The organism is Candidatus Pseudothioglobus sp. Uisw_050_01 (assembly GCF_048085775.1).
In the GTDB taxonomy this organism is placed as follows: Bacteria; Pseudomonadota; Gammaproteobacteria; order PS1; family Pseudothioglobaceae; genus Pseudothioglobus.
Map to the genome: position 1 here is coordinate 1,022,558 of NZ_CP159804.1, position 24,523 is coordinate 1,047,080.

A 24,523-nucleotide genomic window follows, 5' to 3' on the forward strand; every position below is an offset into this window, starting at 1 on the left:
CACTAAGTGCGCCACCTTGAATCTAACTAATACTTTAAGACTTTTATTAAGTCTAATAAATCAGTATTTTATTGCGCTGCTAATCCTTGAAGACCATCAGTATTAATCGCATTTGCATACGAACCACGAGCGCTAGGAATACTTCCAGCGTCAACAAATACATCTGCTACACCTTTAAGGAAAGATTCACCAGAACCACCAAGCCAGCTATCACCTAACTGTGAGCTAACTGATGGGAATACAAATGTAGACATTGTTTCAGCAGTTGCTGCTTCATCCATACCAGCATCTTTTGCGATATGAGGAAGCATTAGTGAATGGAAACCACCTGAGTTCCACATTGCATTTGCAGCAGCAGTAACACCTAAGAACGTTTGAAGAACTTCAGCATTTTCATCAGCAAAACCTGCTGGAACTGAAGTTACGTCCCAAACTAGAATACCTAGAGCTGTTTTTTCATCACCAGTCAAAAGAACATTACCATGATCTAGTGCACGACGAAGTGATCCACCCCATCCACAGAACATATCAATACTTCCTTGAGCTAATGCAGCTGATCCTTCTGGTGGAGCCATGTCAACTACTTGCATTGAATCTACAGAAACACCAAAGTGAGCCATCTGCTTCAAGAAACCAAAGTGAGCAGCAGTTCCAAGTGGAACAGAAACTTTCTTTCCAGCCAATTCAGATGCATTGCTTGCATCAATTTCAAGACCTGAAGCTACAACACAGTTATCATTGTCAGCATAACTTACAGCAACGTCAACAATTTGAATATCTTGGCCTGTAGAAGCGGCAACAATAAATGGAGGCACACCTTGACTTACTGAAATATGAATATCACCAGAAGCCATAGCTGCAGACATCGCTGTACCTGTTCCAAAAGCTTTCCAGTTAACCTTCATACCCAAAGCCTCATCATACGCACCAATTTGCTTTGCATACTCGAACGGCATTGGCCATTCTTCAAAATAAGCTACATTAAGCTCATCAAGAGCCATTACATTAACAGTAGCTATTGCACTGATAAATGTTGCTCCAATTTTTTTATAAATACTTTTCATTATTTCTCCTTTAATAAATATTAAACTTCCTCTTCTTTCAGCTAAAAAAAATATTTTACTAAGGGCTCTTTGAAGAACCAAATTAATAAAACAATAATTTTTTAAATCTGAAAATGAGATATTACCATGAAAAAGGGTTAGTTGAAACAATTTCACTTGTTATTGGATAATTAACGACTTAACTAAAAAAATAATTTTATTTAGCTAATTCCATTGATCTTAAGGATGGGGCAATTTTATCTAGTGATTTATTTATAAGTTTAAAGGCGCCTTCTGCACCATAAAGCTTTGATAATTCCACAGCCTCATTGATAACTACCTTATAAGGAACTTCAAGTTGAAACTTTAGCTCATAGACTCCCAGATACAAGATGGCTTTTTCAGTTGGGCCAAGCTCACTAATATCTCTTTCGAGTGAGGGGTTAATAATTTCATCGAGTACTGAAATATTTTTAGGAATATTTATAAATAAGTTTGAAAAGAATGCTTTAGAAATCTTACCTTCTTTTTGAGTAAGGAATTGCTGCTCAATTTGAGGAATATCACCACCAGAAACGAGCCATTGATACAATGCTTGAACCACTCTTGCTCTTGAACGTTGTTTTGATGTCACAGCTTTTCGAGTAAATTTATCATTCTAATTGTGCTCTCTGCTGCTTCTGCACCTTTATTTTCAGAGTTTGAGCCTGATCTCTCAATCGCTTGCTCAACTGTATCAACAGTTAAAACGCCAAAGGCGATAGGAATTTCGGAGTCTAATGCAACCTTTGAAATGCCTTTTACGCACTCACCAGCTACAAACTCAAAATGAGGAGTTCCACCACGTATTACAGCTCCTAATGCCACAATACCATCGTATTTGCCAGTATTAGCAGTCTTTTTAAGAGCTAAAGGGATTTCAAAAGCTCCTGGCACATAAAGAAGATCAATATCTGAATCATCAGCTCCATGCTTTAATAAAGCTCCTTTAGCGCCACTGATTAAATGCTCAACTACAAACGAGTTAAATCGACCTGCAATAAGTGCAATCTTTTTGTTCTTAATAGTTAAGTCACCTTCGATAGTTTTCATCACCTACTCCTTCATGTTTACATATTCACTAATGGTTATTCCAAAACCCTCTAATCCAGGCCACTTTTTTGGCTTGCCTAGAGACTTCATAGAAGTTACTCCTAAATCAGATAGTATTTGAGCACCAATTCCAAACGTTTTTCCATCATCACTACTTCTGTAATCTTGATTATCAATATTTTCAAGAATAGCTTGATTATCTTGCTTACGTAAAAGTAAAAAAACGCCACTTTCAACATCTGAAATCATACTTAAAGCACTATTTATACTAAATCCACGATTAACTTCTTGCATAACATCTTTAAAGATATTTTCCATATGGACTCTAACATAAGGCTCATTTGATTTACTAATTGACCCTTTTACTAAAGCAATATGAATGTCGTTATGAATAGTATCTAAATAAGAATAAAGTTCAAATTCACCATATTTCGTATTAAAAGGCCTCTGACTTATTCTTTCTACGGTTTTTTCATTCTCAACTCTATAATGAATTAAGTCAGCAATATTTCCTAGCTTTATGCCATGCTTCTTCCCAAATTTTTGTAAATCAGCACTGCGCGCCATTGATCCATCATCATTTAATATTTCAACAATTACGGAGGCGGGCTCAAAGCCAGCTAATCTAGCTAAATCACAACCAGCTTCAGTGTGGCCAGCACGAATTAGAACTCCGCCCTGCTGAGCCATCAATGGAAAAATATGGCCAGGCTGAACAATATCTAAAGGTTTTGCATTCTTTGCTACAGCATCAAGAATAGTTTTGGCTCTATCAGCTGCAGATATGCCCGTAGTTACTCCTGTAGCAGCTTCTATAGAAACTGTAAAGTTTGTTGAATGGAGGTCACTATTTTTTGAAACCATCAATGGAAGGTTTAGCTGTTGACAGCGCTGCTGAGTCAAAGTTAAGCAAATTAATCCACGGCCATGCGTCGCCATAAAGTTAACATCTTCTTTAGTAACTTTTTCTGCTGCAATTAACAAATCACCCTCATTTTCACGATTCTCATCGTCCATAAGAATAATCATTTTTCCTTGCTTGTAGTCTTCTAAGAGCTCTTTAATTGATGCTTTCATACTTATTTACTTTTTAGTTACAAGTGTCTTTTTTTTTGCTAAGAGCAGATAGTTCATCTCCAATATCAACCCTATGGCTGATAAGTTGCTCAACGTGTCTAGCAATTATATCAATCTCTAAATTAACCTTTGATTTTTCACTCAAACCACTCAGCGTAGTTGCTGAAAAGGTATGAGGAACAATATTAACATCAAAAATATTACCAACCACGCTATTGACTGTAAGACTTACTCCGTCAATACAAATAGACCCTTTTTTAGCAATATACTTCATCAAGTCAGTCATAGCTTTAATTTTTAATCTTGTGCTCACGCCTTCAGTATAAACAGAGTCAACTTCTCCAATACCATCAACATGCCCACTCACCAAATGTCCATCAATTCCCTGATTAAGTCTTAATGACTTTTCTAAATTAACGTGCTGACCCTTTATTAGTTCTGAAAAAGTAGTACAGCCTAAAGTTTCTTGAGAAGCATCAGCAGTGAAAGAGTTTCTCTTTAACGCAGTAACAGTTAAACATACACCATTGACTGCAATACTATCTCCCACATTAGAATCAGTTAAATCAAGGTCATCTGCATTAATAATAAGCACAGCTCCTTTTTCAGAAGATTGAACCTCGTGAATGCTGCCTTTTGCTTGGATAATCCCTGTAAACATTTACAAAATAATTTTATTAGTTAAATTAAATTTTACGCTTAAATATTTTTGTTGCCTTATTTAACCATCAAACAAAAAGTTTTGGAATCAATAGATTTCGAGGTAATCTTTAATTAAATTCACACTTGAGTTAACAAGTAGTCTTCATAGTTACCTGAATAATATTCAACACCGTCTTCCTTGAGCTCAATTATCTTAGTAGACAAAGAAGAGACAAACTCCCTATCATGACTTACAAATATTAATGTCCCTTCATAGTTATCAAGAGCTAAGTTTAAAGCTTCAATCGATTCCATATCCAAGTGGTTTGTTGGCTCATCCATTAACAAAATGTTTGGTTTTTGGAGCATTAATCTTCCAAAAATCATTCTGCCTTTCTCTCCACCAGATAATGACTTTACAGATTTTTCAACATCTTCTTTTCCAAACAGCATTTTGCCCAACACAGAGCGCATCATCTGAATATCATCTTTTTCATTTTTAAACTGAGTCATCCACTCTAGAACGTTCATATCTTTATCAAACTCATCGCTATGATCTTGCGCATAATAACCAATATTTGCATTCTCGCTCCATTTAGTTTTTCCACTATCTGAGCCGATTTCACCTAATAAAGTTTTTAAAAGAGTTGTTTTTCCAGATCCATTTTGTCCGATGACTGCAACTCGCTGTCCCTTTTCAATTAATAAATTAATATCCTTAAAAACTGGCTCATCATCAAAGCTTTTGGTAAGACTTTGAACCTCTAATATGTTTCTAAACAATTCTTTAGTCTGATTAAAAATAATATAAGGGCTTACTCGTGATGATGGCTTAATGTCATCAAGCTCGATCTTATTTAGTTCTTTTTGGCGTGAGGTTGCTTGTTTTGCTTTAGAGGCATTAGCTGAAAATCGAGATACAAAATGCTTTAAGTCTTTAATTTTTACTTCTTTTTTGGCATTCTCTGATCGCATTCTTTCCTGAATTGCAGTTGCTGCAATCATAAAGTCGTCATAGTTTCCTGGAAACACATTTAGAGCGCCATAATCCAGATCAGCCATATGAGTACAAACACCGTTTAAAAAGTGTCGATCATGGGAAATTATTACCATTGTAGATTTTCTTGTGCTTAAAACGCCTTCTAGCCAACGTATTGAATTAATGTCAAGGTTATTGGTAGGTTCGTCTAATAAAAGAACTTCAGGGTCTGAAAAAAGTGCCTGCGCTAAAAGAACTCTGAGCTTCCAGCCTGGTGCAATTTCACTCATAAGACCATAATGCTGATCTAAAGGAATATCAAGGCCTTGCAAAAGCTCGCTCGCTGATGATTCTGCTGAGTACCCATCCATTTCAGCAAACTCCATTTCTAGCTCTGCAACCTTGATTCCATCTTCCTCAGACATTTCAGGCAAACCATAAATCCTTTCTCTCTCCGCTTTGATTTTCCAAAGCTCTTTGTGTCCCATAATTACTGCGTCAACAACACGGTAATTCTCAAATGCAAATTGATCCTGAGAGAGCACACCAAGTCTTTGACCATCGCCAACCGTTACTGAGCCTTGGCTAGGTTTTAAATCTCCAGTCAATATTTTCATTAACGTAGACTTACCACAGCCATTAGCACCAATCAAACCATAACGATTACCACCCTGAAATTTAACAGAGATATTTTCAAATAGGGGCTTTTCACCAAATTGCATGGTGATGTTGGCAGTTGATATCATTATCTTATAAAGATTTATAAAAAAAAATATTATCCCATAATGCCTCATAAAAAGCATAACTATTATGCATTTGGATAACTAACAAAACTTTTCTCCAAAAAGTATAAAATATATTTGCCTATGAAATTAAATCCCTCCATGAGAACCAATCAGATGCCCGACAAGGTGTTATTGTCGACAATCTTATTGTTGATAATCTTTGGGTGGGTAATGATGCTATCAGCCTCTTTAGCTCATTTTGATAGCTACACGTTTTTTTTAAAGCAAACACTATTTATTTTTATGGGGCTTAGTGCTGGACTGATAACGTTGAATACGCCTATTTCAGTTCTTCAAAAGTACTCAATTCCTCTTTTTATTCTTACGATTATCTTATTGGCCATTGTATTTCTTCCAAGTCCAATAGGACACACAGCGAATGGCTCTACCAGGTGGATAAACTTTGTTTATTTTAAATTTCAACCGTCAGAACTCATGAAGCTCTCAATGGTTTTATTCATGGCGGGCTTCTTAATAAGACAAGAAAAAGATCTAAGAAAACCATGGATGGGCTTCCTTAAAACAGTTCTCATTATTGGAATAGCAGATTTATTAATTTTATTTGAAACGGATTTAGGAGCAACACTAATTATTTCATTAACAGCGCTAGCAATGCTCTATGCAGCAGGCTCATATCTCAAGCAACTCAGTATTGTTACATTTGCTCTGCTTGGTCTTATTGGAGTTATTATTATCAATTATCCAAATCGTCTTGATCGCTTAGTATCTTTTTGGTCAGAAGACCTATGGCGAAGTGATGCTAAAATTTATCAAACACAGCAAGCATTGATTGGAATTGCAAGGGGGGATTGGTTTGGAACAGGTCTTGGAGCTGGCATTCAGAAATACTATCTACTCCCTGAAAGACATACAGATATGATCTTTGCAGTTATTGGAGAAGAGCTTGGCGTCCTTGGAATGCTCTTTGTACTTCTATCATTTCTATACATTCTCCTTAAGGGTTTTTCAATCGCCAAACTTGCGCTTCAAAAAGGAAGGCACTATAGCTCTTATGTTGCTTTTGGAATTTGCACTTGGTTTGCAATGCAGATAACTGTAAATATTGGTATGAATCTTGGAGTTCTTCCACCAAAAGGATTTACTTTACCATTATTAAGCTATGGCGGTACTTCTATGATTTTTTCCATCATTGCCCTAGCTATTGTATTAAGAATAGATATGGAAAATAGAACAAAGTACTCTCAACAGCGTGACTATGTCTAAAAAAATACTTATTATGGCTGGAGGAACAGGTGGTCACATTTTTCCAGCTCTTGCTATAGCAAAAGAACTTGAATCAAAAGGAGCAGTTATAGAGTGGCTTGGAGGAATCAAAGGAATGGAGAGCACCCTAGTTCCAGATCATGGCTATCGATTCAATGGAGTTTATACTAGTGGCCTGAGAGGAAAAAATCTTACAACTCTATTCAAAGCTATTTTTTTACTTAGTTATGGGTTTATTCAAACAATTCTAATTTTTATCAGATTTAGACCACACAAAGTCATTGGAATGGGAGGTTACGCTTCAGGAGTTGGCGGGATAGTTTCTAAAATATTTTTCACCTCATTAATCATTCATGAGCAAAATACTATTCCTGGAACAACCAATAAATTATTAAGCAGAATTGCTCAAAAATGTTTTCAGGCTTTTGATAATACTTTTCATAAAGATATAAATGCTGTAACAACAGGCAATCCTATTCTTTTTGCTCCAAGCTCGAAATCAACTCCTAATGCAATTAAAAATATACTTATCCTAGGAGGCTCTCTTGGCGCCAAAAAAATTAATCAAACCATACCTAACATCAAAACACCCCTAAATATATGGCATCAAACTGGAGAAAAGCATCTTACTGAGGTAAAAGCTTTGTATGCAGACTCTATGCACTCTGATGTTAAGATTGATGCTTTCATTGATAATATGGCTGAAGCTTATGCATGGGCAGATCTAGTTATCTCTAGAGCTGGAGCTATGACAGTATCAGAGCTTATTGCTTCAAAAACAATTGCAATACTTGTTCCATTTCCTTATGCAATAGATAACCATCAAACAGTTAATGCTGAACACTTATCTAAAAATGGGGCAGGGATAATTATTCAAGAGGATTCTTTTAGTGGCGAAATTATTGATAAAGAGTTACTTGCGTTAGACTCTCTAAAAATTCACGAAATGACTAAGAAGTTAGAGTTACTCTCAGTTCCGAGTCCTGAGAAGATAATTGCTGATTATCTTCTTTGTTAATTCCAAGGCGGCTGAAAAGTAGTTGATCATTTGCAGAAGTTGGATTATCAGTAGTTAATAACTGCTCGCCATAGAAAATAGAATTGGCTCCAGCAAAGAAGCAAAGCGCCTGCATCCCCTCACCCATCTCCAGCCTTCCAGCTGAAAGCCTTACTACTGAGTTAGGCATCAAAATTCTTGCGACTGCAATAGTCCTTACAAATTCACTTTCGCTTGGTGGCTTAACGTTTTCAAAAGGTGTTCCTGGAATAGGAACCAGTAAATTGATTGGAACGCTATCAGGGTGCTTTTCGAGATTAGATAAGGATTGAAGCATTGATGCTCGGTCTGTTTCCGTCTCACCCATTCCTAGGATTCCACCACTACAAACATTAATATTTGCGTTTTTGACTGCTTCTAAGGTATCTAGTCTATCTTGAAAATTACGCGTCGATACAACATTAGGGTAATGCTCTTTCGAAGTATCAATATTATGGTTATAGTAATCTAACCCAGCTTCTTTAAGAGTAGAGGCTTGGCTTGGCGTAATCATCCCCAGAGTAACACATGTCTCCATTCCCATCGCCTTAACGCCCTTGATCATTGGAATGACTTTATCAAGGCTTTTATCAGTAGGGTTTCTCCAGGCAGCTCCCATACAAAACCTAGACGCACCTTTATCTTTCGCTTTTTTTGCCTGATGCAATACCTGATCAATCTCCATTAATTTTTCACGCTCAAGGCCAGTATCATATTTTGAACTTTGAGAACAATAAGAGCAATCTTCTGGGCATGCGCCTGTTTTAATATTTAATAAAGAACTTACTTGGACCTTATTTGGGTCAAAAGTTTCTCTATGAATGCTGTGCGCTTTAAAAAGGAGATCGTTAAAAGGAAGTTCAAATAAAGCCTTTATTTCATCTAATTCCCAATCATTTTTTAATTCAATCATTTGATTTTATGTATTTAAGTTAATTAATTTTACCGCAACAAATAGTTCTAAAAAGAACAATAAAAAGCCGCGCATTGTGCGCGGCTTTTTATTAACTAGTAAATATAATATCTTAGCAGCTATAGTATAAATCAAACTCTAGCGGCTGAGGTGAAGCTCTCATTGCTGTAACTTCTTTCATCTTAAGTTCAATAAATGAGTCAATAACCTCGTCTGTAAAGACTCCACCTTGCTTAAGGAATTCACGGTCATCATCGAGTGCTTCTAGGGCGATATGAAGCATTCCAGCAACTTTAGGAATAGAACCATCACTATCTTCATAAAGATCTTGATCTGCTGGCTTACCAGGATGGATTTTATTTTTTATACCATCAAGGCCTGCCATTAGTAGTGCTGAGAAAGCAAGGTAAGGGTTAGCAGTCGAATCTGGAAAACGCACTTCAATACGACGTCCCTTAGGATTTTTAACGAAAGGTATTCTGATTGCTGCTGAACGATTCTTAGCAGAGTAAGCGAGCATTTCTGGTGCTTCAAATCCAGGAACTAATCTCTTATATGAGTTTGTAGAAGGATTAGTAAAAGCATTTAATGCTTTTGCATGCTTGATAATGCCACCAATATAAAAGAGCGCCATTTCACTTAAGTTGCCATATTGATCTCCATCAAATAAGTTAACTCCATCCTTTGCAATAGACATATGCACGTGCATTCCATTACCATTATCAACCGCAATTGGTTTAGGCATAAATGTAGCTGTTTTGCCATATAGGTGAGCAACATTATGAACGCAGTATTTAAAGATTTGAGTCTCGTCAGCCTTTTTAACTAATGTGTTAAATAACGCGCCAATTTCACACTGCCCTGCAGTTCCAACCTCATGATGATGAACCTCAGTAGTAACCCCCATTTCCTCAATTGCTAGACACATTTGAGAACGTAGATCATGCAATGAATCAACTGGAGGAACCGGGAAGTAGCCACCTTTAATACCTGGACGATGACCTTTGTTTCCACCTTCCATGTCGACTCCAGAATTCCAAGCTGCCTCTTCTGAATTAATTTCATAAAATGCCTTACCCATGCCGTGACCGGTGTCCCACTTAACACTATCAAAAACAAAAAATTCAGGCTCATTTCCAAAATATGCTGTATCACCAACACCAGAAGCTTTCATGAATTCTTCAGCGCGATATGCAATAGATCTTGGATCTTTAACATAGCCTTTTAAATCACTTGGCTCAATAATATTACAGCGAATGTTTAAAGTCACTTCCTCAGTAAAAGGGTCAAGCACCGCTGTTTCAGTATCTGGGGAAAGGATCATATCAGAATCATTAATAGTTTTCCAACCAGCAATAGAGGAGCCATCAAACATCTGGCCATCTTCTAGTTTTTCAACATTAATTGTATGAGCTGGAACACTAACGTGCTGCTCTTTTCCTATTGTATCGGTGAAACGAAAATCTATAAACTTTATGTTTTCATCTTCGATCATTTTCATTACTTTTTTTGCAGACATAGATGTACTCCTAAAAATATTAATAAAAAACAAGATTGACAGGCATTGTCAGGAAGTCTGCGCCGTTGCAAACGGTGTTGCGAGCTCATTGAGAACATAGCAATGGTATTTCAAGTGATGATTATATCCTAAATTAATTAAAATTACTCCAGAAATATATTCAACTTAAGTTTACTTTAATGAAACCCAATCCCTAGGTTTTAAAAAATAACTGGTTAACTTTTCTTCTTCGCTATTAGGTTTAGTTTTAAATTGGTAAGACCACTTAACTGTTGGTGGCAAGGACATTAAAATTGACTCAGTCCTGCCGCCACTCTGCAAGCCAAATAATGTCCCTCTATCATGTATCAAGTTAAATTCTACGTATCGACCACGTCGATACAATTGGAAGTCTTTCTCACTCTCATTATATGGGGTACCCATTCTCTTTCTGATGATGGGTAAATAAGCCTCACTAAAATGATTGCCAACACTTTTCATGAAGTCAAAACATTCATCAAAACTGCCGCTATTAAAATCATCAAAAAACAACCCGCCAATGCCGCGTTGCTCATCTCGATGACCTAAGTAAAAATAATCATCACACCATTTTTTATATTTTGGATAAACATCTTCTCCAAAAGGCATGCAAGCTTTCTTAGCAGTTTGGTGCCAATGAACCGCATCTTCTTCGAATCCATAACAAGGGGTTAAATCAAAGCCGCCACCAAACCACCAAATTGGATTCTTTCCTTGCTCTTCTGCAATAAAGAATCGAACGTTAGCATGCGCCGTTGGAATAAAAGGATTTTCGGGATGAAGAACCAGTGAAACCCCCAGAGCTGTATATTTCCTTCCTTCAAGCTCAGGCCTTAGTGCAGTGGCAGATTTTGGCATTTTATCACCAGTAATTATTGAATAATTAATGCCACCTTTTTCAAATATATTGCCATTTGAAAGAATATTAGTTAGGCCTGAACCTCTTTTATCATCCCGTGTCCAGCTATCTTGAGCAAATTTAGCTCCACCTTCAATCAACTCAACTTCAGAGCAAATAGATTGCTGGAGCTCAATCAAATACTTTTTTACTAAATCTATCATCGATGACGCACGCCTGTTAATAAATTAACAATCCTTGAAGGCTCAGAATTATACTTATTTGGGGGTAAAGCGTAAGAAAGCTCATTACCAAAATACTTTTTAAGCTCTATTAAAGAGGCGGCAACCTTTCCACCTTGAGTATTAGCACTTGTGGAAATTAATGCAGAGCCCGTATTTTCACAAAAATATGAAATTAAAGGGTTAGAGGTAATTCGAACTGCTAAAAACTCATGCTCTCCAGTTATAAGGCGTGAAGTATTTTTTGATTTTGGCACCAAATAAGTTGTTGCAATTTCTGTCGGAGTAGAAAGTTTTGTTAATAAATCAATATCTAGGTTTGAATCAATATAGGGCAATAAGTAATTTATATCAGAGGCTAATAATATAAAGCCTTTTTTAATATCTCTATGCTTCAAACCAGCTAATGTTTTAATTGCTTCTGGGTTATTTGCCATACAAGCTAATCCGTATATAGTATCTGTTGGATGAGCTATAACGCCAGTGCGAAGATGATTAAGAGCTAATTGGGTTTTTGTAGTTATTTTCATTTTTTTGCTCTAGGATGAAACTCATCATAAACCTTTGATAATTCTAAAAAATCTAGGTGCGTATAAACCTGAGTACTTTTAATGCTCTTATGTCCTAGAAATTCTTGAACCGCTCGAAGATCATGACTAGACTGAAGGAAGTGAGTAGCCGCTGCATGCCTAAGCATATGCGGGTGTACATTAATTGAAATGCCCACTTCAAGCGCCCTTTTTTTAATAATATTTTGAACAGATCTAGCGCTCATTCTAAGGCGCTTCTGATTTAAAAATAACGCATCAGAATTGCAATCGGGTCTTTTCTCTATGTACTTTTTAAGCACACTTATTGCTGACGCTCCTATCGGAGAGAAACGAGCTTTACTTCCTTTACCCGTAACTTTAACAAAACCCTCATTGAGATCAAAATCAAGCACATCAATCCCAACAAGTTCAGAAACTCTCAGGCCGCATGAATATAGTAATTCAATCATCAGGACTGCTCTAAGTTCTTTGAAATGGCCTGCCTTTAAATTCATCATTCTACTCAAATCATCAAAATCAATAGTTTTTGGAAGGGCTCGATCGATTTTAGGAGTTTGAATAGATAAGGCTGGATTTGAAGAGGCTGCTTCGTTATCAATAAGGTAATTATAAAAAACTCGTATTGAAGATAAGTAGCGCCTAATGGATTTATTTGAAATATCACCATGCCTTAAACCCATCACAAATAAATTAACTGTATCGCCATCTACTTCTGCCCAATCAGAGATATTTTTATTACCTAAAAAAGATAAAAACTTCAATAGATCTCTCTTATATGCTGAAACAGTATTTAGTGCATAATTTTTTTCAACGCTTAAATGAGCTACAAATTCTTCAATTTGTTTAATTAATATTTCATCTTGATACTTGTTTTTTTCCTGATTGGCCATATCTTTACATTTTACGTTAAACGATTAAGGATTTTCAATGAGTCAAAAACAAACACATGAATTTCAAACTGAAGTATCTCAGCTACTTGACCTAATGATTCACTCTCTTTATTCCAATAAAGAGATTTTTCTAAGAGAACTTGTCTCAAATGCATCAGATGCAATAGATAAGCTGAAATTCGAATCTTTATCAAATGACAAACTTATTGAGGCAAAAGAAGAGCCAAGTATCCATATTGATATTGATAAAGATGCGGGAACTATTACTATTAAAGATAATGGAATAGGAATGACTCATGACGAGGTCATGGAAAATATTGGAACAATCGCTAACTCTGGAACCAAAAAATACTTAGAGGGTCTTGATAAAAATCAAACCCAAGATTCTAATTTAATTGGTCAATTTGGTGTTGGATTCTACTCCGCTTTTATTGTTTCTAATACAGTTACTCTTCTGAGCAGAAAAGCTGGTGATGATAAGGCAAGTGGAACAAAGTGGATTTCAAAAGGTAAGGGAGATTACTCCATTGAAACTGTTGAGCTAGAGGACTATGGCACAACAATTATTCTTGATGTTAAAAAAGCTGAAAAAGAATTTATTGATGACTTTCGAATTCGAGGTGTCATATCAAAATACTCTGATCATATTACTGTCCCTATTATGATGCTCAAGCCTTCAGAAGAAGATAAAGATGTGATTGAATACGAAAAAATAAATGAAGCGACTGCATTTTGGATGAAAGATAAGAAAGAACTCTCTCAAGCTGATTATGATGAATTTTACAAAGCCTTAACGTATGACTTTGAAGGGCCATTGACTCAAATACATAATAGAGTTGAAGGAAAACTTGATTATTCATCACTCTTATATATTCCTAAAAAAGCTCCATTTGACATGTGGGAACCTAAAAGAAAAAGTGGCGTAAAGCTTTACGCTAAAAGAGTTTTTATAATGGAAGGAAATGAAGAATTGCTCCCTCAGTACCTTCGATTTATAAAAGGTGTAATAGATACCGCAGACCTTTCATTAAACGTCTCTAGAGAGATCCTTCAGGGCAGTAAAGTAGTTGATACAATTAAAAAAGCATCGGTAAAAAGAATTCTGTCTGAGCTCGATAAAATGTCTAAAAATAAACCTGAAGACTATGCCACATTCTGGAAAGAGTTTGGAATGGTTATTAAAGAAGGCGTTGTAGAAGACTTTGCAAACAAAGACAAAATTTCAAATCTTTTAAGGTTTACCTCAACATCCGCTGACAGTTCAGATCAAACAATTTCTCTTAAAGACTATATTGGCCGAATGAAAGAGGGACAAAAAAATATTTATTATGTCACTGCAGACACATATGCTGCAGCCAAAGGCTCTCCTCATCTAGAAATTTTTAAACAAAAAGATATTGAGGTTCTATTACTATCAGATAGAGTTGATGAGTGGTTAGTCGCTAACTTTGGAGACTTTGAAGAGCTATCACTTAAATCAATTGCAAAAGGTGACCTTGAAGATCTTGATTCAAAAGAAGACAAGAAAAAGAAAGAAAAAACAGTGAAAGATTTTGAAAGTGTTATTACTAAAGCTCAAGAAATCCTCAGCAATCAGGCCAAAGAGGTTAAGGTTTCAAGTCGACTAAGTGAGTCGCCTTCATGCCTAGTTGCCGATGAAAATGAGTTAGGCGGAAACATGGAGCGAATCATGAAGTCTTTAGGTCAGGACATTCCTGATACCAAGCCTATTCTTGAGATAAATCCTGATCATCCACTTGTCATTAAACTTAAAACAAAAGTTGATGAAGATCTAGTGAAAGTATTATTTGATCAAGCTGTTCTTAGTGAAGGCGGACAAATAAAAGAGCCTGCTGAGTTTGTAAAAAGAATGAACAAACTAATGTTAGGTTGATAGAATAATCTAAGTCAAAAAAAAGCCCGATTTTTCGGGCTTTTTTTTTGCTATAAATCAAGACTTATAAGGATTAATTTTATTAAGAATACCTCTTAATATTGCCATCTCTTCTTTTTCAAGACTACTTCTACCAAAAAGCCTTCGAAGCCGCCTCATCAAGAGAACTTTTGGTTTTTTTGTATCAAAGTAATCAATGTGCTCGAGCGCCTGCTCCAGATGATTATAAAAGCTATTTAATTCATCAAAGCTGACAATTTCACCACCTGAATTATCAAACTTACCTTCTACAGTGCTGACGTAGTTCTGATAAGCAAAAACTTGAATCGCAGATGCAACATTTAATGAAAAGTACTTGGGGTTCCCAGGAATTGTCATTAAGATAGAACATAAATCTAGTTCTTCATTTGTAAGGCCAGAATTTTCAGTGCCAAAAACAACTGCAACTTCTTGCTCATTTGAAGCAACTGTTGATTGAATTTCACTACACGCTTCAATGACATCTAGCTGCCTCCATTTAATATTTCTTTGGCGCGCACTAGCACCAATAACAAGATGCACTCCAATCAAAGCTTCCTCTAAAGTACTGCATACTTTTGCATTTGAAAGAACGTCATCTGCTCCACTTGCTCTTGCGGTTGCAACAGCGGAGGGATAATTAGAGGGTGTTACTAGATATAACTGAGTTAAAAGCATATTTTTCATAGCTCTAGCCGCCGCGCCAATATTACCTGGCTCAGTGGTATTCACCATAACAATCCTCACTTTATTAAAACTCGTCAAGGTATAATTCGATTCTTTATTTATTTGGCTCATTTACCATGCATCCTACCGTTAATATTGCAGTTAGAGCTGCCAGAGCAGCTGGTGATGTTATCTTAAGGTACCATAACCAGGTCGATTTACTAACTATAGAAAATAAGTCACTTAATGACTTCGTTTCTGAGGTTGATAAAACGGCTGAAAAAGCCATTATAAACGAGATTAAAAAAGCCTTCCCAAAACATTCTATTTTGGCTGAAGAGAGCGGAAAAACTCTTGGTGATGATAATTTTCTTTGGATAATAGATCCATTAGATGGAACGACTAACTTTTTACATGGCTTTCCGCAATATGCAGTGTCAATTGCCCTTTTAGAAAAAGGAGTTACAACGCATGCGGTCATTTATGATCCATTTAAAGAGGAACTCTTTACTTCATCTAAAGGCGAAGGTGCTTATTTAAATGATGAGAGAATGCGGGTTACTATGTCTCTTGGGCTTAAAGATACTCTTATTGGAACTGGCTTCCCATTTAAGCAGCCTCAACACTTAGACTGTTATCTTGAGACTTTTAAAGCAATTCATCCTCATGTTTCTGGAATTCGCAGAGCTGGAGCCGCTGCTCTAGATTTAGCTTATCTTGCAGCTGGAAGGCTGGATGGGTTTTGGGAAATTGGTCTTAACTCATGGGATATAGCTGCAGGTTCCCTTATGGTTAAAGAGGCAGGCGGTTTTATTGGAGATTTCTCTGGAAGAGACCAATACATGGAAACTGGAAATATAGTTGCGGGAAATGCAGAGGTCTATAAAGAGCTTCTAAAAAAAATTCACCCCCACCTAACCGAAGACCTACAGCGATAACTCTAATCAGCTATCGTTAATTGCTCACCATTCATTTTTGGACTCAAGTTAGATAGTAAATAAACGATTGCAGCGCTCTTCTCCTCTGGCATTGGAACAGTTGACGAGTCCTCTGCTGGGTAGGCTGTTCTTCTCATTTCAGTTCTTAGTTTCCCAGGGTCAACAGTATTAACACTAATGTTAGTTTTTTCAAGCTCCTCAGAGAGGGTCTTAGCAAAGCCTTCTATTCCAAACTTACTTACACTATAAGCACCCCAATAAGCTCTAGCCTCCCTTCCAACAGAAGAAGACAAGAAAAGAATTCTAGCATCCTCAGACTTTACTAGCGCAGGTATTAAAAATTGAGTTAGCATAAATGGAGCGCTCAGGTTAATCTGGAGCGTAGAGTACCAAAGCTTGATATCATACTGCTCGATTGGCATTTGCGCTCCAAGTATTGCAGCATTATGAATCAACCCATCAAGCTTATCAAATTTCTCTAAAACATTGTCTTGGAGCTCTTGATAATTCTCAGGAGTAGCCCCTTCAAGATCTAGTGGGTAAAGTATAGGTTCATTGTAACCAGAATCCACAACAGCGTCATAAGCATACTCAAGGGAGCCTAAGTCTCTTCCAAGCATAATAACAGTAGCACCAGCTTTAGAAAGGTCCATAGTAATCGCTAGGCCAAAGCCCCTATTAGCACCTGTAACTAAAATAACTTTATCTTTAAGCTCACCGTCTTTAAAAATATGATCTCTAGATACAATCATTCATTAATTTCCTTGTTCGATTTAACTCCGAGTGCTTTTAACTTCTCAGCGCGGCCAATTAGATTACCTGGACCAGTTTGAAGTTTTTTACGAACGTCGGAAAAGCCTTCCTTAGTCTTGTCTAATTGATTTTCAATCTTGTCCAAGTCATTAAAAAATCCAGCAAGCTTATCGTACATTTTTCCTGCCTGCCTGGCAATCTCATCTGCGTTTTTGTTTTGTTTATCTGTTTGCCACATAAAATTCACTGTCTTCAGGCTCATACTAAGCATTGAAGGTGAGACAAGCATAATATTTTTCTTTAATGCGTCATCAAACAAGTTAGGTCTGTACTGAAGAGCCAATAATAAAGCTCCTTCTATAGGAATAAAAACAAATATAAAATCAAGACTTTTAACTCCCTCAAGATTTTCATACTCTTTAATGCTAATATTCTTAATTTGGCTCTCAATTGAAGCAATGTGTTTTTTTAAGGCGGCCTCATTAGCTTGATCTGCAATATAATCCGCATAATCCTTAAGGGAAACTTTTGAATCAATAACAACATCCTTTCCTTCAGGCAAATGGAGAATCACATCAGGCTTAAACCTTTCACCCATTTCATTTTTATATTGTTTTTGAAGGTCAAACTCAACACCCTCTCGAAATCCATAGCTTAACAAGAGAGAGTTTAAAATTTCTTCGCCCCAATCACCTTGCTGTTTATTATCATAGGTCAATGCATTTGTTAGGTTTTGAGCAGATTGACGCGTTTCAATGTTTGCTTCATGTAATGACTTAATTTGCTCTTTGAGAGACGTTCTTTCTTCAACCTGCTCTTTAGTTATAGTTTCAATTCTTTCTCTAAAACTTTTAAGCTGGGTCTGAAGAGGATTTAGGAGATCAGAGTTATCAACCTTAAGCTTGTCACGGTCAGTCTTTAGTATTTCAGATGCAATATTTTTAAATTCACTATTAACTTGACTCTTAAGTTGCTCAACAAGCTGTAATTTTTCCAAATAATTTTTTTCTTTTTCATTAAGCGTGGTCTCAAGTTGAATATTTTTTTGATTTGAAGCAGTCAGCTTTTTATTAAGAATAAAATAGCTTATGAAAGCACCAAACAATAAAGAAATTAATACGATCAAAATGTCCATAAAATCCTACTAATATGAAAAAAAAATTAAAAGTTTTTTTTACTTTCAGAAAAACATAAACCTAATGTTTGCAATGTTAGTAAAATTTTATATAGAATTATAACGCTAAGACCTACTATATCCTATGTTACTTTTAAGATCACTATTGTACTTTGTTGGCTCAATTATTAGTTTAATTTTGATCACTTTATGTGGATTATTTTTGGTTTTTGCAAACTACTCTACACGACATAAATTTCTCTCACAGTGGGCTATTTTTTGCATCTGGTGGCTAAAAATAACTCTAAATATCACAACGAATATTATTGGCCAAGAGAATGTAAATAAATCACCTTGCGTAATTATCTCTAATCACCAGTCAACTTGGGAAACTCTAGCTTTCCAGACCATCTTTCCAGCTCACACATGGGTCTTAAAGAAGGAGCTTTTATGGCTTCCAATATTTGGTTGGAGCCTAGCTCTTCTTAAGCCAATTATTATTAATCGAGGTGATAAACTTAAAGCAATTAAAAAAGTTATCAAGCAAGGCACTGATAGATTAAATAAAGGAATCTCCATTGTTATCTTTCCGGAGGGAACTCGCCAACCTTGTAAACAATTAGGAGAGTATCAAAATGGTGGCTCTGCTATTGCAAAAAAATCTGGATATAAAATAGTTCCTGTCTACCATAATGCTGGAAATCTATGGCCTAAAGGAGCTTTTATTAAGAAGCCTGGTGTAATAACTGTCGTTATTGGAGAGCCCATTTCAGATTTAAACTTATCAGCATCTGAGATAACCGAAAAAATTAGAGATTGGACCTTAGAGCAAGAAAAAACTTTTGAATAACTAGCACCTTGATAATATGAGTGAAATTACCTATAAAATTTTTCATGAAAGAACTGCTGAAAACATTAAAGTTGAAGTGAAGAGACTTTATGATTTACTGCTATTTGATAACAATAAAAATCTATATAAAGTTAATTTAAATGATAAAAAGTCAGTTAAAGAAATTCTTTCAGATAATATTTTAGACTTTAAATCGCCAAATGTTTCTGATAAGCAGTTTAAAACTAGGTCTGAATGGCACAGTTTTTTAACTGAAAAAAATCATTTAAACTTTAATGAGTGTCTATTAATTCTACTTGGAATTAATCCAACTCTTGCTGGCTCTTTAGAGCCTAACTTATATAAAACAGAATTAAATGAAGTTGGGGGGCTTAAGGAAAACTATTTGAGTTTAATATTTTTTCAAAGAGTAGAAAATCACCTTTTAAGAGAAAGATTTAGAGGCAACAAAATTAATACAGGTGAGTTTATTAAATGGGCAATGGATTATAAATATTTGAGAGAAATCAAAGCTTAAAGCAAGGGCTGGGAATTAAAAATTTTACAAAATAGCTCTGAAGTCTTTTTAGTATCATAAAGCGCTGAATGTGCTTGCTCGTTATCCCATTCGATTCCGCACTTCACAGCTGCTTTTGCAAGAACAGTCTCACCGCAGTAAAGAGCAGACAAACTAACAGTATCAAGAGTTGAAAATTGATGAAATGGGTTCTTAAGTTTAGAGCGATTTGTAGCAGCTTTCACAAACCCAAGATCAAAAAATGCATTGTGACCTACTAGTATTGCCCGGGTGCACCCCTCTATAACTAAATCATCACTAACACACTTAAAAATTTCACTAAGCGCCTCCTTTTCAGGCACTGCGAGTCTAAATGGATTATTGATATCAATTCCATTAAACTTCAAGGCTGAAGGCTCAATATTAGCCCCCTTGAATGGCTCTACATGAAAGTGTAGTGTCTTTTTGGGAAAGAAGTTACCGTTATCATCAAAGCCTAAAATTATTGCACAGATTTCTAGTAAAGCATCTGTATTTTCGTTAAAGCCGGCAGTCTCAACGTCTATTACAACTGGAAGATATCCACGAATTCTATCTTTAAGTGTCATTAATTATTTGTTGCTCAAAAAAAGTAAGTAGTCAAATCTTAAAAATTTCTTAGGTAGATAATTGAATTTCTTTGATAATCATAACTCTTTTGTCGAATCAAAGGGAGGGAACTGATATCACTCTCAATAAAGTCATGCCTAAAAAAGAACCTACCTCCAAACTTTGATAGAGCAAAAATAGAAGATAAATTATGACTCAAGGCTTTTTGAATTAGTAAGTCCATTAAATTTGACGAGGCCTCAGTATTGTGAAAATCTTTATTAACTACTAATCCATAAATTTCACCCATATTTTCTTTTTCATAAAGCTTTAGGGCTGCACAAGCAATAATTTCACCATCACTTTCAATAGATATAAAGTTTTCTATTTCATTATTAATGCTTTCATAACTTCTTTCTAACAATCTACCCTCATCAACGAAAGGCTGCATTAATTCAATAATTTGTTTAGCTTTACTCAACTTCTAACCTTAAATTGCCCATAGAACCGCACTATTTTAGTCTAAAATTTGTATTTTTTGCTAATTTAAAACAGATGTCAAACTCAAGAAAATACTCCTCAGCTGTAGTCGATGGTTATGAACGCGCCGCATCTAGAGCGATGCTCTATCCAGTAGGCTTTAAAAAAGAAGATTTCAAAAAACCTCAAGTAGGAATTGCATCAACCTGGTCCATGGTTACTCCCTGCAATATGCATATCAATGATTTAGCTGACGAAGCTGAAATTGGCGTCAATTCTGCGGGTGGAAAAGCTGTAATATTTAATACAATCACAATTTCGGATGGTATTTCAATGGGCTCAGAAGGAATGAAGTATTCCCTAGTCTCTAGAGAGGTTATTGCTGATTCGATTGAAACTGTAGTTGCTTGCCAAGGATTTGATGGAGTTGTTGCCATTGGTGGTTGTGATAAAAATATGCCTGGATGCCTTATGGGCCTTGCTAGACTCAATCGACCTTCAGTCTTTGTTTATGGAGGGACTATTCAGCCTGGTAAAAATCATACCGATGTTGTTAGTGTTTTTGAAGCTGTCGGTAAGAGAGCAAATAATGATATTACTGATATTGAGCTTGAGCAAATTGAATCAACTGCGATTCCAGGACCTGGTTCTTGCGGCGGAATGTACACTGCAAACACAATGGCATCAGCTATTGAAGCCCTAGGAATGAGCCTTCCTAACTCTTCATCTCAAGATGCAATATCAGCTGATAAGAATAGTGACTCATCAAGAGCTGGTGAAGCTGTATTAAATCTATTAGATAAAGATATTAAACCAAGTGATATTATGACTAAAGAGGCATTTGAAAATGCAATTACTTTAATCATCACCCTTGGTGGCTCAACCAACGCAGTGCTTCATTTAATTGCTATGGCTGATGCCATTAATGTTGACCTAACAATTGATGATTTCACCCGAATTGGTGCTAATGTGCCTGTTCTTGCTGATCTTAAGCCTTCAGGCAAATATATGATGAGTGAGCTTGTACAGATAGGAGGCACTCTACCCTTAATGAAGATGCTATTAGATGCAGGAATGCTTCATGGTAACTGCATAACAGTAACTGGCAAGACCTTAGCTGAAAACTTGAAAGATGTTAAGCCTTATGCTGATGGTCAAGAAATCATTATGTCATTAGAGAATCCAATCAAAAAAGATTCCCACTTAAGAATTTTAAGAGGCAATCTTGCTCTTGACGGTGCAGTTGCTAAAATTACTGGTAAAGAAGGCCTGAAGTTTCAAGGAAGTGCCAAAACTTTTGCTTGTGAAGAAGACGCTCTTCAGGCAGTTTTAAAAGATAAGATTGTAGAAGGTGACGTCATTGTAATTCGTTATGAAGGCCCAAAAGGTGGCCCGGGAATGCGTGAGATGTTAGCGCCTACCTCAGCAGTTATGGGCAAAGGATTGGGCGGAAAAGTTGCTCTGATAACTGATGGAAGGTTTTCAGGTGGAACTCATGGCTTTGTAGTGGGTCATATAACTCCTGAGGCTTTTGTTGGAGGAGCTCTTGCAATTATTGAAGATGGCGATGAAATATTGATTGATGCTGAAAATAATCGCCTCGAACTTCTTGTTGACGACTCAGTCATTGAAGACAGACTCTCAAAGTGGGTAAAGCCAGCTCCAAAATATACTAAAGGTGTATTAGCGAAGTATGCGAAACTTGCTCAGTCGGCCTCAAGAGGCGCAATAACTGAATAACTAAGGTTTAATTGACTGGAATAAAGTCAATTTTTCTATCATCAAGGTTTACTGAAGCAATCTTCACTTTAATCATGTCGCCTAAGCGATAAATTTTTCCATTCCTTTCCCCCTTTAATTGATGATGAATATCATCAAAAATAAAGTAGTCATCCCTTAAGTCACGAACTGAAATTAAGCCTTCAACAAATACGTCAGAAAGCTCTACAAAAAGGCCAAAACCTGCAACACCAGAAATAACGCCATTAAAGTTATCGCCCACCTTGTCACTCATATATTCACATTTGAGCCACTGCTCAACATCTCTTGATGCATCATCTGCGCGCCTTTCGGTCATTGATAGGTGGGCCCCTAGCTCTAACATTCTAGCTGATGGATCTCTAACTTTACCTGATAAAGCGCGCTTTATAGCCCGATGAACTAGAAGGTCTGGATACCTTCGAATTGGAGAGGTAAAGTGAGTGTAATCCTCAAAAGCTAAACCAAAGTGGCCCTCATTATTCGGAGTATAGGTAGCCTGCTTCATTGTACGAAGCACCACAGTTTTGATAATGTTCTCATCATCCCTTCCGTGCGCATTTTTTAATACCTTGGCAAAATCTTTGGATTCTGGTTGATGACCACCTTCTAAAGTCAAACCAACCGCAGATAAAAACTTTTTAGTGACCTCAACTTTTTCAGCTGTAGGCTTAGGATGAACTCTGAATAAGAAGTCTTCATTTTTTTTCTGTAGGAATTTTGCAGTCGCCTGATTTGCCATCAACATACATTCTTCAATTAACTTATGGGCATCATTTCTTTTTCTAGCAACAATGTCTTTAATCTTGCCTTTACCATCAAATAATATTTGACTTTCAATTCGATCAAAGTCCATTACGCCTCTTTTTTGCCTAGAAATTCGAAGCGTTTTGTAAAGGCTATATAGATAGTCTACATTTTCAACTACATTGCTATACTCTTTTCTTAAAGGACTCTTTTTATCCTCAAGCATTTCATTGACCTGCCCATAGGTAAGGCGAGCATGAGATAGCATAACAGCTGGATAAAATTTATAGTCTAAGAACTCTCCCAATGAATCAATTTCCATCTCACACACCATACAAAGCCTTTCAACTTTAGGATTAAGCGAGCAAAGGCCATTTGATATAGCTTCAGGAAGCATTGGCACAACCCTATGCGGGAAATAAACTGAATTCCCTCGCTCTAAAGACTCAATATCTAACTCAGACTCTTCCTTAACGTAGTAAGAGACATCAGCAATCGCAACAATTAGTTTCCAGCCATTTTTGGATGGTTTGGCATAAACAGCATCATCAAAATCTCTGGAGTCGTCTCCATCAATTGTTATGAGCTCTAACCTTGTTATATCCGCCCTGTCTTTCTTATCTTTTGGGAGTACTTTAGTTGGAAGTTTAGATGCCTCTTCAAGGGCTATTTGTCCAAAGACAGAGGGAATTTGATGACGATAGATCGCAGAATCTACTTCGACGCCTTCGTCTAAATAATTTCCAAGGATTGAGGTAATTTTTCCAGTAGCGTTGCTATCTAGTGTTGGGGAAGAGAGTATTTCAACAACTACTACTTGATTATCAGAGCAGCCCTCCATCAGCTCCACAATATCAATGTTATGCTTAATTCGTCTATCATCGACAACAACATAGTAATCACCATCATCAAGATGGAGCCTTCCAACAAGATTTTTAGCTGTTTCGATGACTTCAATAACTTCAGCATCTAGTCTCTGATTAAGAAGCCTAACTTTAATCTTATCACCATGAAAAACCAACTTCATTTGTTGATTTGAAAGTCTAAGATCTTTTCCACCCTTATCTAAAGCAACGAAGCCAAATCCCTTAGGATTGGCAATGACAGTTCCAGTTATTAGGCCTCTATTAGAGTATGGTCGATACACTCCATTCTTATTACAGCTGAGTTGTTTGTCTCGAACCATTGCCCTTAAACGCCTTTCAAAAGCCTTTTTTTGTTCATCTTCTAATGAAAGAAGCTCAAAAAGCTGGCTCTTGGTTTTGGGTTTTTGCTGAATAAAACTTAAAATATGCTCGCGAGATGGAATCGGGCTCTCATATTTTTCCGCTTCACGATCATAGTGAGGGTCTGACATAATGTGCTTAGTATA

The 24,523-nt window shown here is 36.4% G+C and carries 24 protein-coding genes; 7 read left to right on the forward strand and 17 right to left on the reverse strand.

The features are described 5' to 3' along the window. Window positions 1-68: 68 nt before the first annotated feature. The 6 genes from ABXT51_RS05140 to ABXT51_RS05165 all read right to left on the reverse strand — a co-directional run bounded on the left by ABXT51_RS05140 (window position 69) and on the right by ABXT51_RS05165 (window position 5,579). On the reverse strand, window positions 69-1,064 hold the full coding sequence (locus tag ABXT51_RS05140; protein ID WP_271537631.1) for an ABC transporter substrate-binding protein: 996 nt from the start codon (window positions 1,062-1,064) through the stop codon (window positions 69-71). Between the two features lie 196 nt (window positions 1,065-1,260). Further along, on the reverse strand, window positions 1,261-1,677 hold the full coding sequence (gene nusB / locus ABXT51_RS05145) for a transcription antitermination factor NusB (RefSeq protein ID WP_416650868.1): 417 nt from the start codon (window positions 1,675-1,677) through the stop codon (window positions 1,261-1,263). After that, the gene (ribE, locus tag ABXT51_RS05150; protein ID WP_271541321.1) at window positions 1,674-2,135 is read right to left on the reverse strand and encodes a 6,7-dimethyl-8-ribityllumazine synthase; all 462 of its coding nucleotides are present in this window, start codon (window positions 2,133-2,135) and stop codon (window positions 1,674-1,676) included. The genes nusB and ribE overlap by 4 nt, the downstream gene beginning before the upstream one ends. 3 nt (window positions 2,136-2,138) lie before the next feature. Continuing rightward, window positions 2,139-3,212 carry a 3,4-dihydroxy-2-butanone-4-phosphate synthase gene (gene ribB, locus ABXT51_RS05155; protein ID WP_416677116.1) on the reverse strand — a complete coding sequence of 358 codons (1,074 nt, stop codon included), beginning with the start codon at window positions 3,210-3,212 and terminating at the stop codon, window positions 2,139-2,141. A 13-nt stretch (window positions 3,213-3,225) separates the two neighbouring features. Next, window positions 3,226-3,873, reverse strand: a complete 648-nt coding sequence (locus ABXT51_RS05160) for a riboflavin synthase (protein WP_416677117.1) — start codon at window positions 3,871-3,873, stop codon at window positions 3,226-3,228. Window positions 3,874-3,992: 119 nt separating this feature from the next. Then, on the reverse strand, window positions 3,993-5,579 hold the full coding sequence (locus ABXT51_RS05165; RefSeq protein ID WP_416686183.1) for an ABC-F family ATPase: 1,587 nt from the start codon (window positions 5,577-5,579) through the stop codon (window positions 3,993-3,995). Window positions 5,580-5,699: 120 nt separating this feature from the next. Here ABXT51_RS05165 and ABXT51_RS05170 point away from each other — a divergent pair, with 120 nt between their 5' ends. Together ABXT51_RS05170 and murG are read left to right on the forward strand one after the other, a co-directional pair. Continuing rightward, complete coding sequence (locus ABXT51_RS05170; RefSeq protein WP_416694188.1) at window positions 5,700-6,842, forward strand: FtsW/RodA/SpoVE family cell cycle protein; 1,143 nt, start codon at window positions 5,700-5,702, stop codon at window positions 6,840-6,842. Further along, window positions 6,835-7,860, forward strand: a complete 1,026-nt coding sequence (murG, locus tag ABXT51_RS05175) for an undecaprenyldiphospho-muramoylpentapeptide beta-N-acetylglucosaminyltransferase (RefSeq protein WP_416694190.1) — start codon at window positions 6,835-6,837, stop codon at window positions 7,858-7,860. Before ABXT51_RS05170 ends, murG begins: the two co-directional genes overlap by 8 nt. Here the strand turns inward: murG and bioB are convergent. From bioB to xerA, 5 genes are all read right to left on the reverse strand, one after another. Next, entirely contained in the window at window positions 7,793-8,791 is a 999-nt protein-coding gene (gene bioB, locus ABXT51_RS05180) for a biotin synthase BioB (RefSeq protein ID WP_416694192.1), read from the reverse strand. The genes murG and bioB overlap by 68 nt on opposite strands. Window positions 8,792-8,903: 112 nt before the next feature. Beyond that, on the reverse strand, window positions 8,904-10,310 hold the full coding sequence (glnA, locus tag ABXT51_RS05185; RefSeq protein WP_271557016.1) for a type I glutamate--ammonia ligase: 1,407 nt from the start codon (window positions 10,308-10,310) through the stop codon (window positions 8,904-8,906). 171 nt (window positions 10,311-10,481) lie between these two features. After that, entirely contained in the window at window positions 10,482-11,390 is a 909-nt protein-coding gene (hemF, locus tag ABXT51_RS05190; RefSeq protein ID WP_416694194.1) for an oxygen-dependent coproporphyrinogen oxidase, read from the reverse strand. Then, complete coding sequence (locus ABXT51_RS05195; RefSeq protein WP_416694196.1) at window positions 11,387-11,938, reverse strand: L-threonylcarbamoyladenylate synthase; 552 nt, start codon at window positions 11,936-11,938, stop codon at window positions 11,387-11,389. The genes hemF and ABXT51_RS05195 overlap by 4 nt, the downstream gene beginning before the upstream one ends. Next, the gene (gene xerA / locus ABXT51_RS05200) at window positions 11,935-12,849 is read right to left on the reverse strand and encodes a site-specific tyrosine recombinase/integron integrase (RefSeq protein ID WP_416694198.1); all 915 of its coding nucleotides are present in this window, start codon (window positions 12,847-12,849) and stop codon (window positions 11,935-11,937) included. The genes ABXT51_RS05195 and xerA overlap by 4 nt, the downstream gene beginning before the upstream one ends. 37 nt (window positions 12,850-12,886) lie before the next feature. On the opposite strand from xerA, the gene htpG reads away from it, so the two are divergent. Beyond that, the gene (gene htpG / locus ABXT51_RS05205; protein ID WP_416694200.1) at window positions 12,887-14,743 is read left to right on the forward strand and encodes a molecular chaperone HtpG; all 1,857 of its coding nucleotides are present in this window, start codon (window positions 12,887-12,889) and stop codon (window positions 14,741-14,743) included. Between the two features lie 57 nt (window positions 14,744-14,800). Here the strand turns inward: htpG and ABXT51_RS05210 are convergent, their stop codons facing one another. After that, window positions 14,801-15,559: an RNA methyltransferase gene (locus ABXT51_RS05210; RefSeq protein WP_416694202.1), complete on the reverse strand. Its 759-nt coding sequence runs from the start codon at window positions 15,557-15,559 to the stop codon at window positions 14,801-14,803. 5 nt (window positions 15,560-15,564) lie between these two features. Between ABXT51_RS05210 and ABXT51_RS05215 the strand changes: the two genes are divergently transcribed. Next, window positions 15,565-16,365: an inositol monophosphatase family protein gene (locus ABXT51_RS05215; protein ID WP_416677134.1), complete on the forward strand. Its 801-nt coding sequence runs from the start codon at window positions 15,565-15,567 to the stop codon at window positions 16,363-16,365. Between the two features lie 2 nt (window positions 16,366-16,367). Here ABXT51_RS05215 and ABXT51_RS05220 read toward each other — a convergent pair whose 3' ends face one another. Then, window positions 16,368-17,117 (reverse strand): SDR family NAD(P)-dependent oxidoreductase, encoded by a 750-nt coding sequence (locus ABXT51_RS05220; protein WP_416694204.1) that lies wholly within the window; start codon window positions 17,115-17,117, stop codon window positions 16,368-16,370. Further along, entirely contained in the window at window positions 17,114-18,253 is a 1,140-nt protein-coding gene (locus tag ABXT51_RS05225) for a DNA recombination protein RmuC (protein ID WP_416694206.1), read from the reverse strand. The genes ABXT51_RS05220 and ABXT51_RS05225 overlap by 4 nt, the downstream gene beginning before the upstream one ends. Window positions 18,254-18,377: 124 nt before the next feature. On the opposite strand from ABXT51_RS05225, the gene ABXT51_RS05230 reads away from it, so the two are divergent. Further along, the gene (locus ABXT51_RS05230) at window positions 18,378-19,082 is read left to right on the forward strand and encodes a lysophospholipid acyltransferase family protein (protein WP_416694208.1); all 705 of its coding nucleotides are present in this window, start codon (window positions 18,378-18,380) and stop codon (window positions 19,080-19,082) included. Between the two features lie 16 nt (window positions 19,083-19,098). After that, on the forward strand, window positions 19,099-19,599 hold the full coding sequence (locus tag ABXT51_RS05235) for a hypothetical protein (protein WP_416694209.1): 501 nt from the start codon (window positions 19,099-19,101) through the stop codon (window positions 19,597-19,599). On the opposite strand, the gene rnt is transcribed toward ABXT51_RS05235, so the two are convergent. After that, window positions 19,596-20,186 (reverse strand): ribonuclease T, encoded by a 591-nt coding sequence (gene rnt / locus ABXT51_RS05240; RefSeq protein ID WP_416694211.1) that lies wholly within the window; start codon window positions 20,184-20,186, stop codon window positions 19,596-19,598. The two genes, ABXT51_RS05235 and rnt, sit on opposite strands and share 4 nt — an antisense overlap. Window positions 20,187-20,224: 38 nt before the next feature. Then, entirely contained in the window at window positions 20,225-20,647 is a 423-nt protein-coding gene (locus tag ABXT51_RS05245) for a GNAT family N-acetyltransferase (RefSeq protein ID WP_416694213.1), read from the reverse strand. Between the two features lie 74 nt (window positions 20,648-20,721). On the opposite strand from ABXT51_RS05245, the gene ilvD reads away from it, so the two are divergent. Further along, a complete protein-coding gene (ilvD, locus tag ABXT51_RS05250) occupies window positions 20,722-22,386 on the forward strand; it encodes a dihydroxy-acid dehydratase (RefSeq protein WP_271557038.1) in 1,665 nt (554 codons plus the stop codon). Between the two features lie 7 nt (window positions 22,387-22,393). Here the strand turns inward: ilvD and rnr are convergent, their stop codons facing one another. Then, window positions 22,394-24,508 carry a ribonuclease R gene (rnr, locus tag ABXT51_RS05255; RefSeq protein WP_416694215.1) on the reverse strand — a complete coding sequence of 705 codons (2,115 nt, stop codon included), beginning with the start codon at window positions 24,506-24,508 and terminating at the stop codon, window positions 22,394-22,396. Window positions 24,509-24,523: the final 15 nt, after the last annotated feature.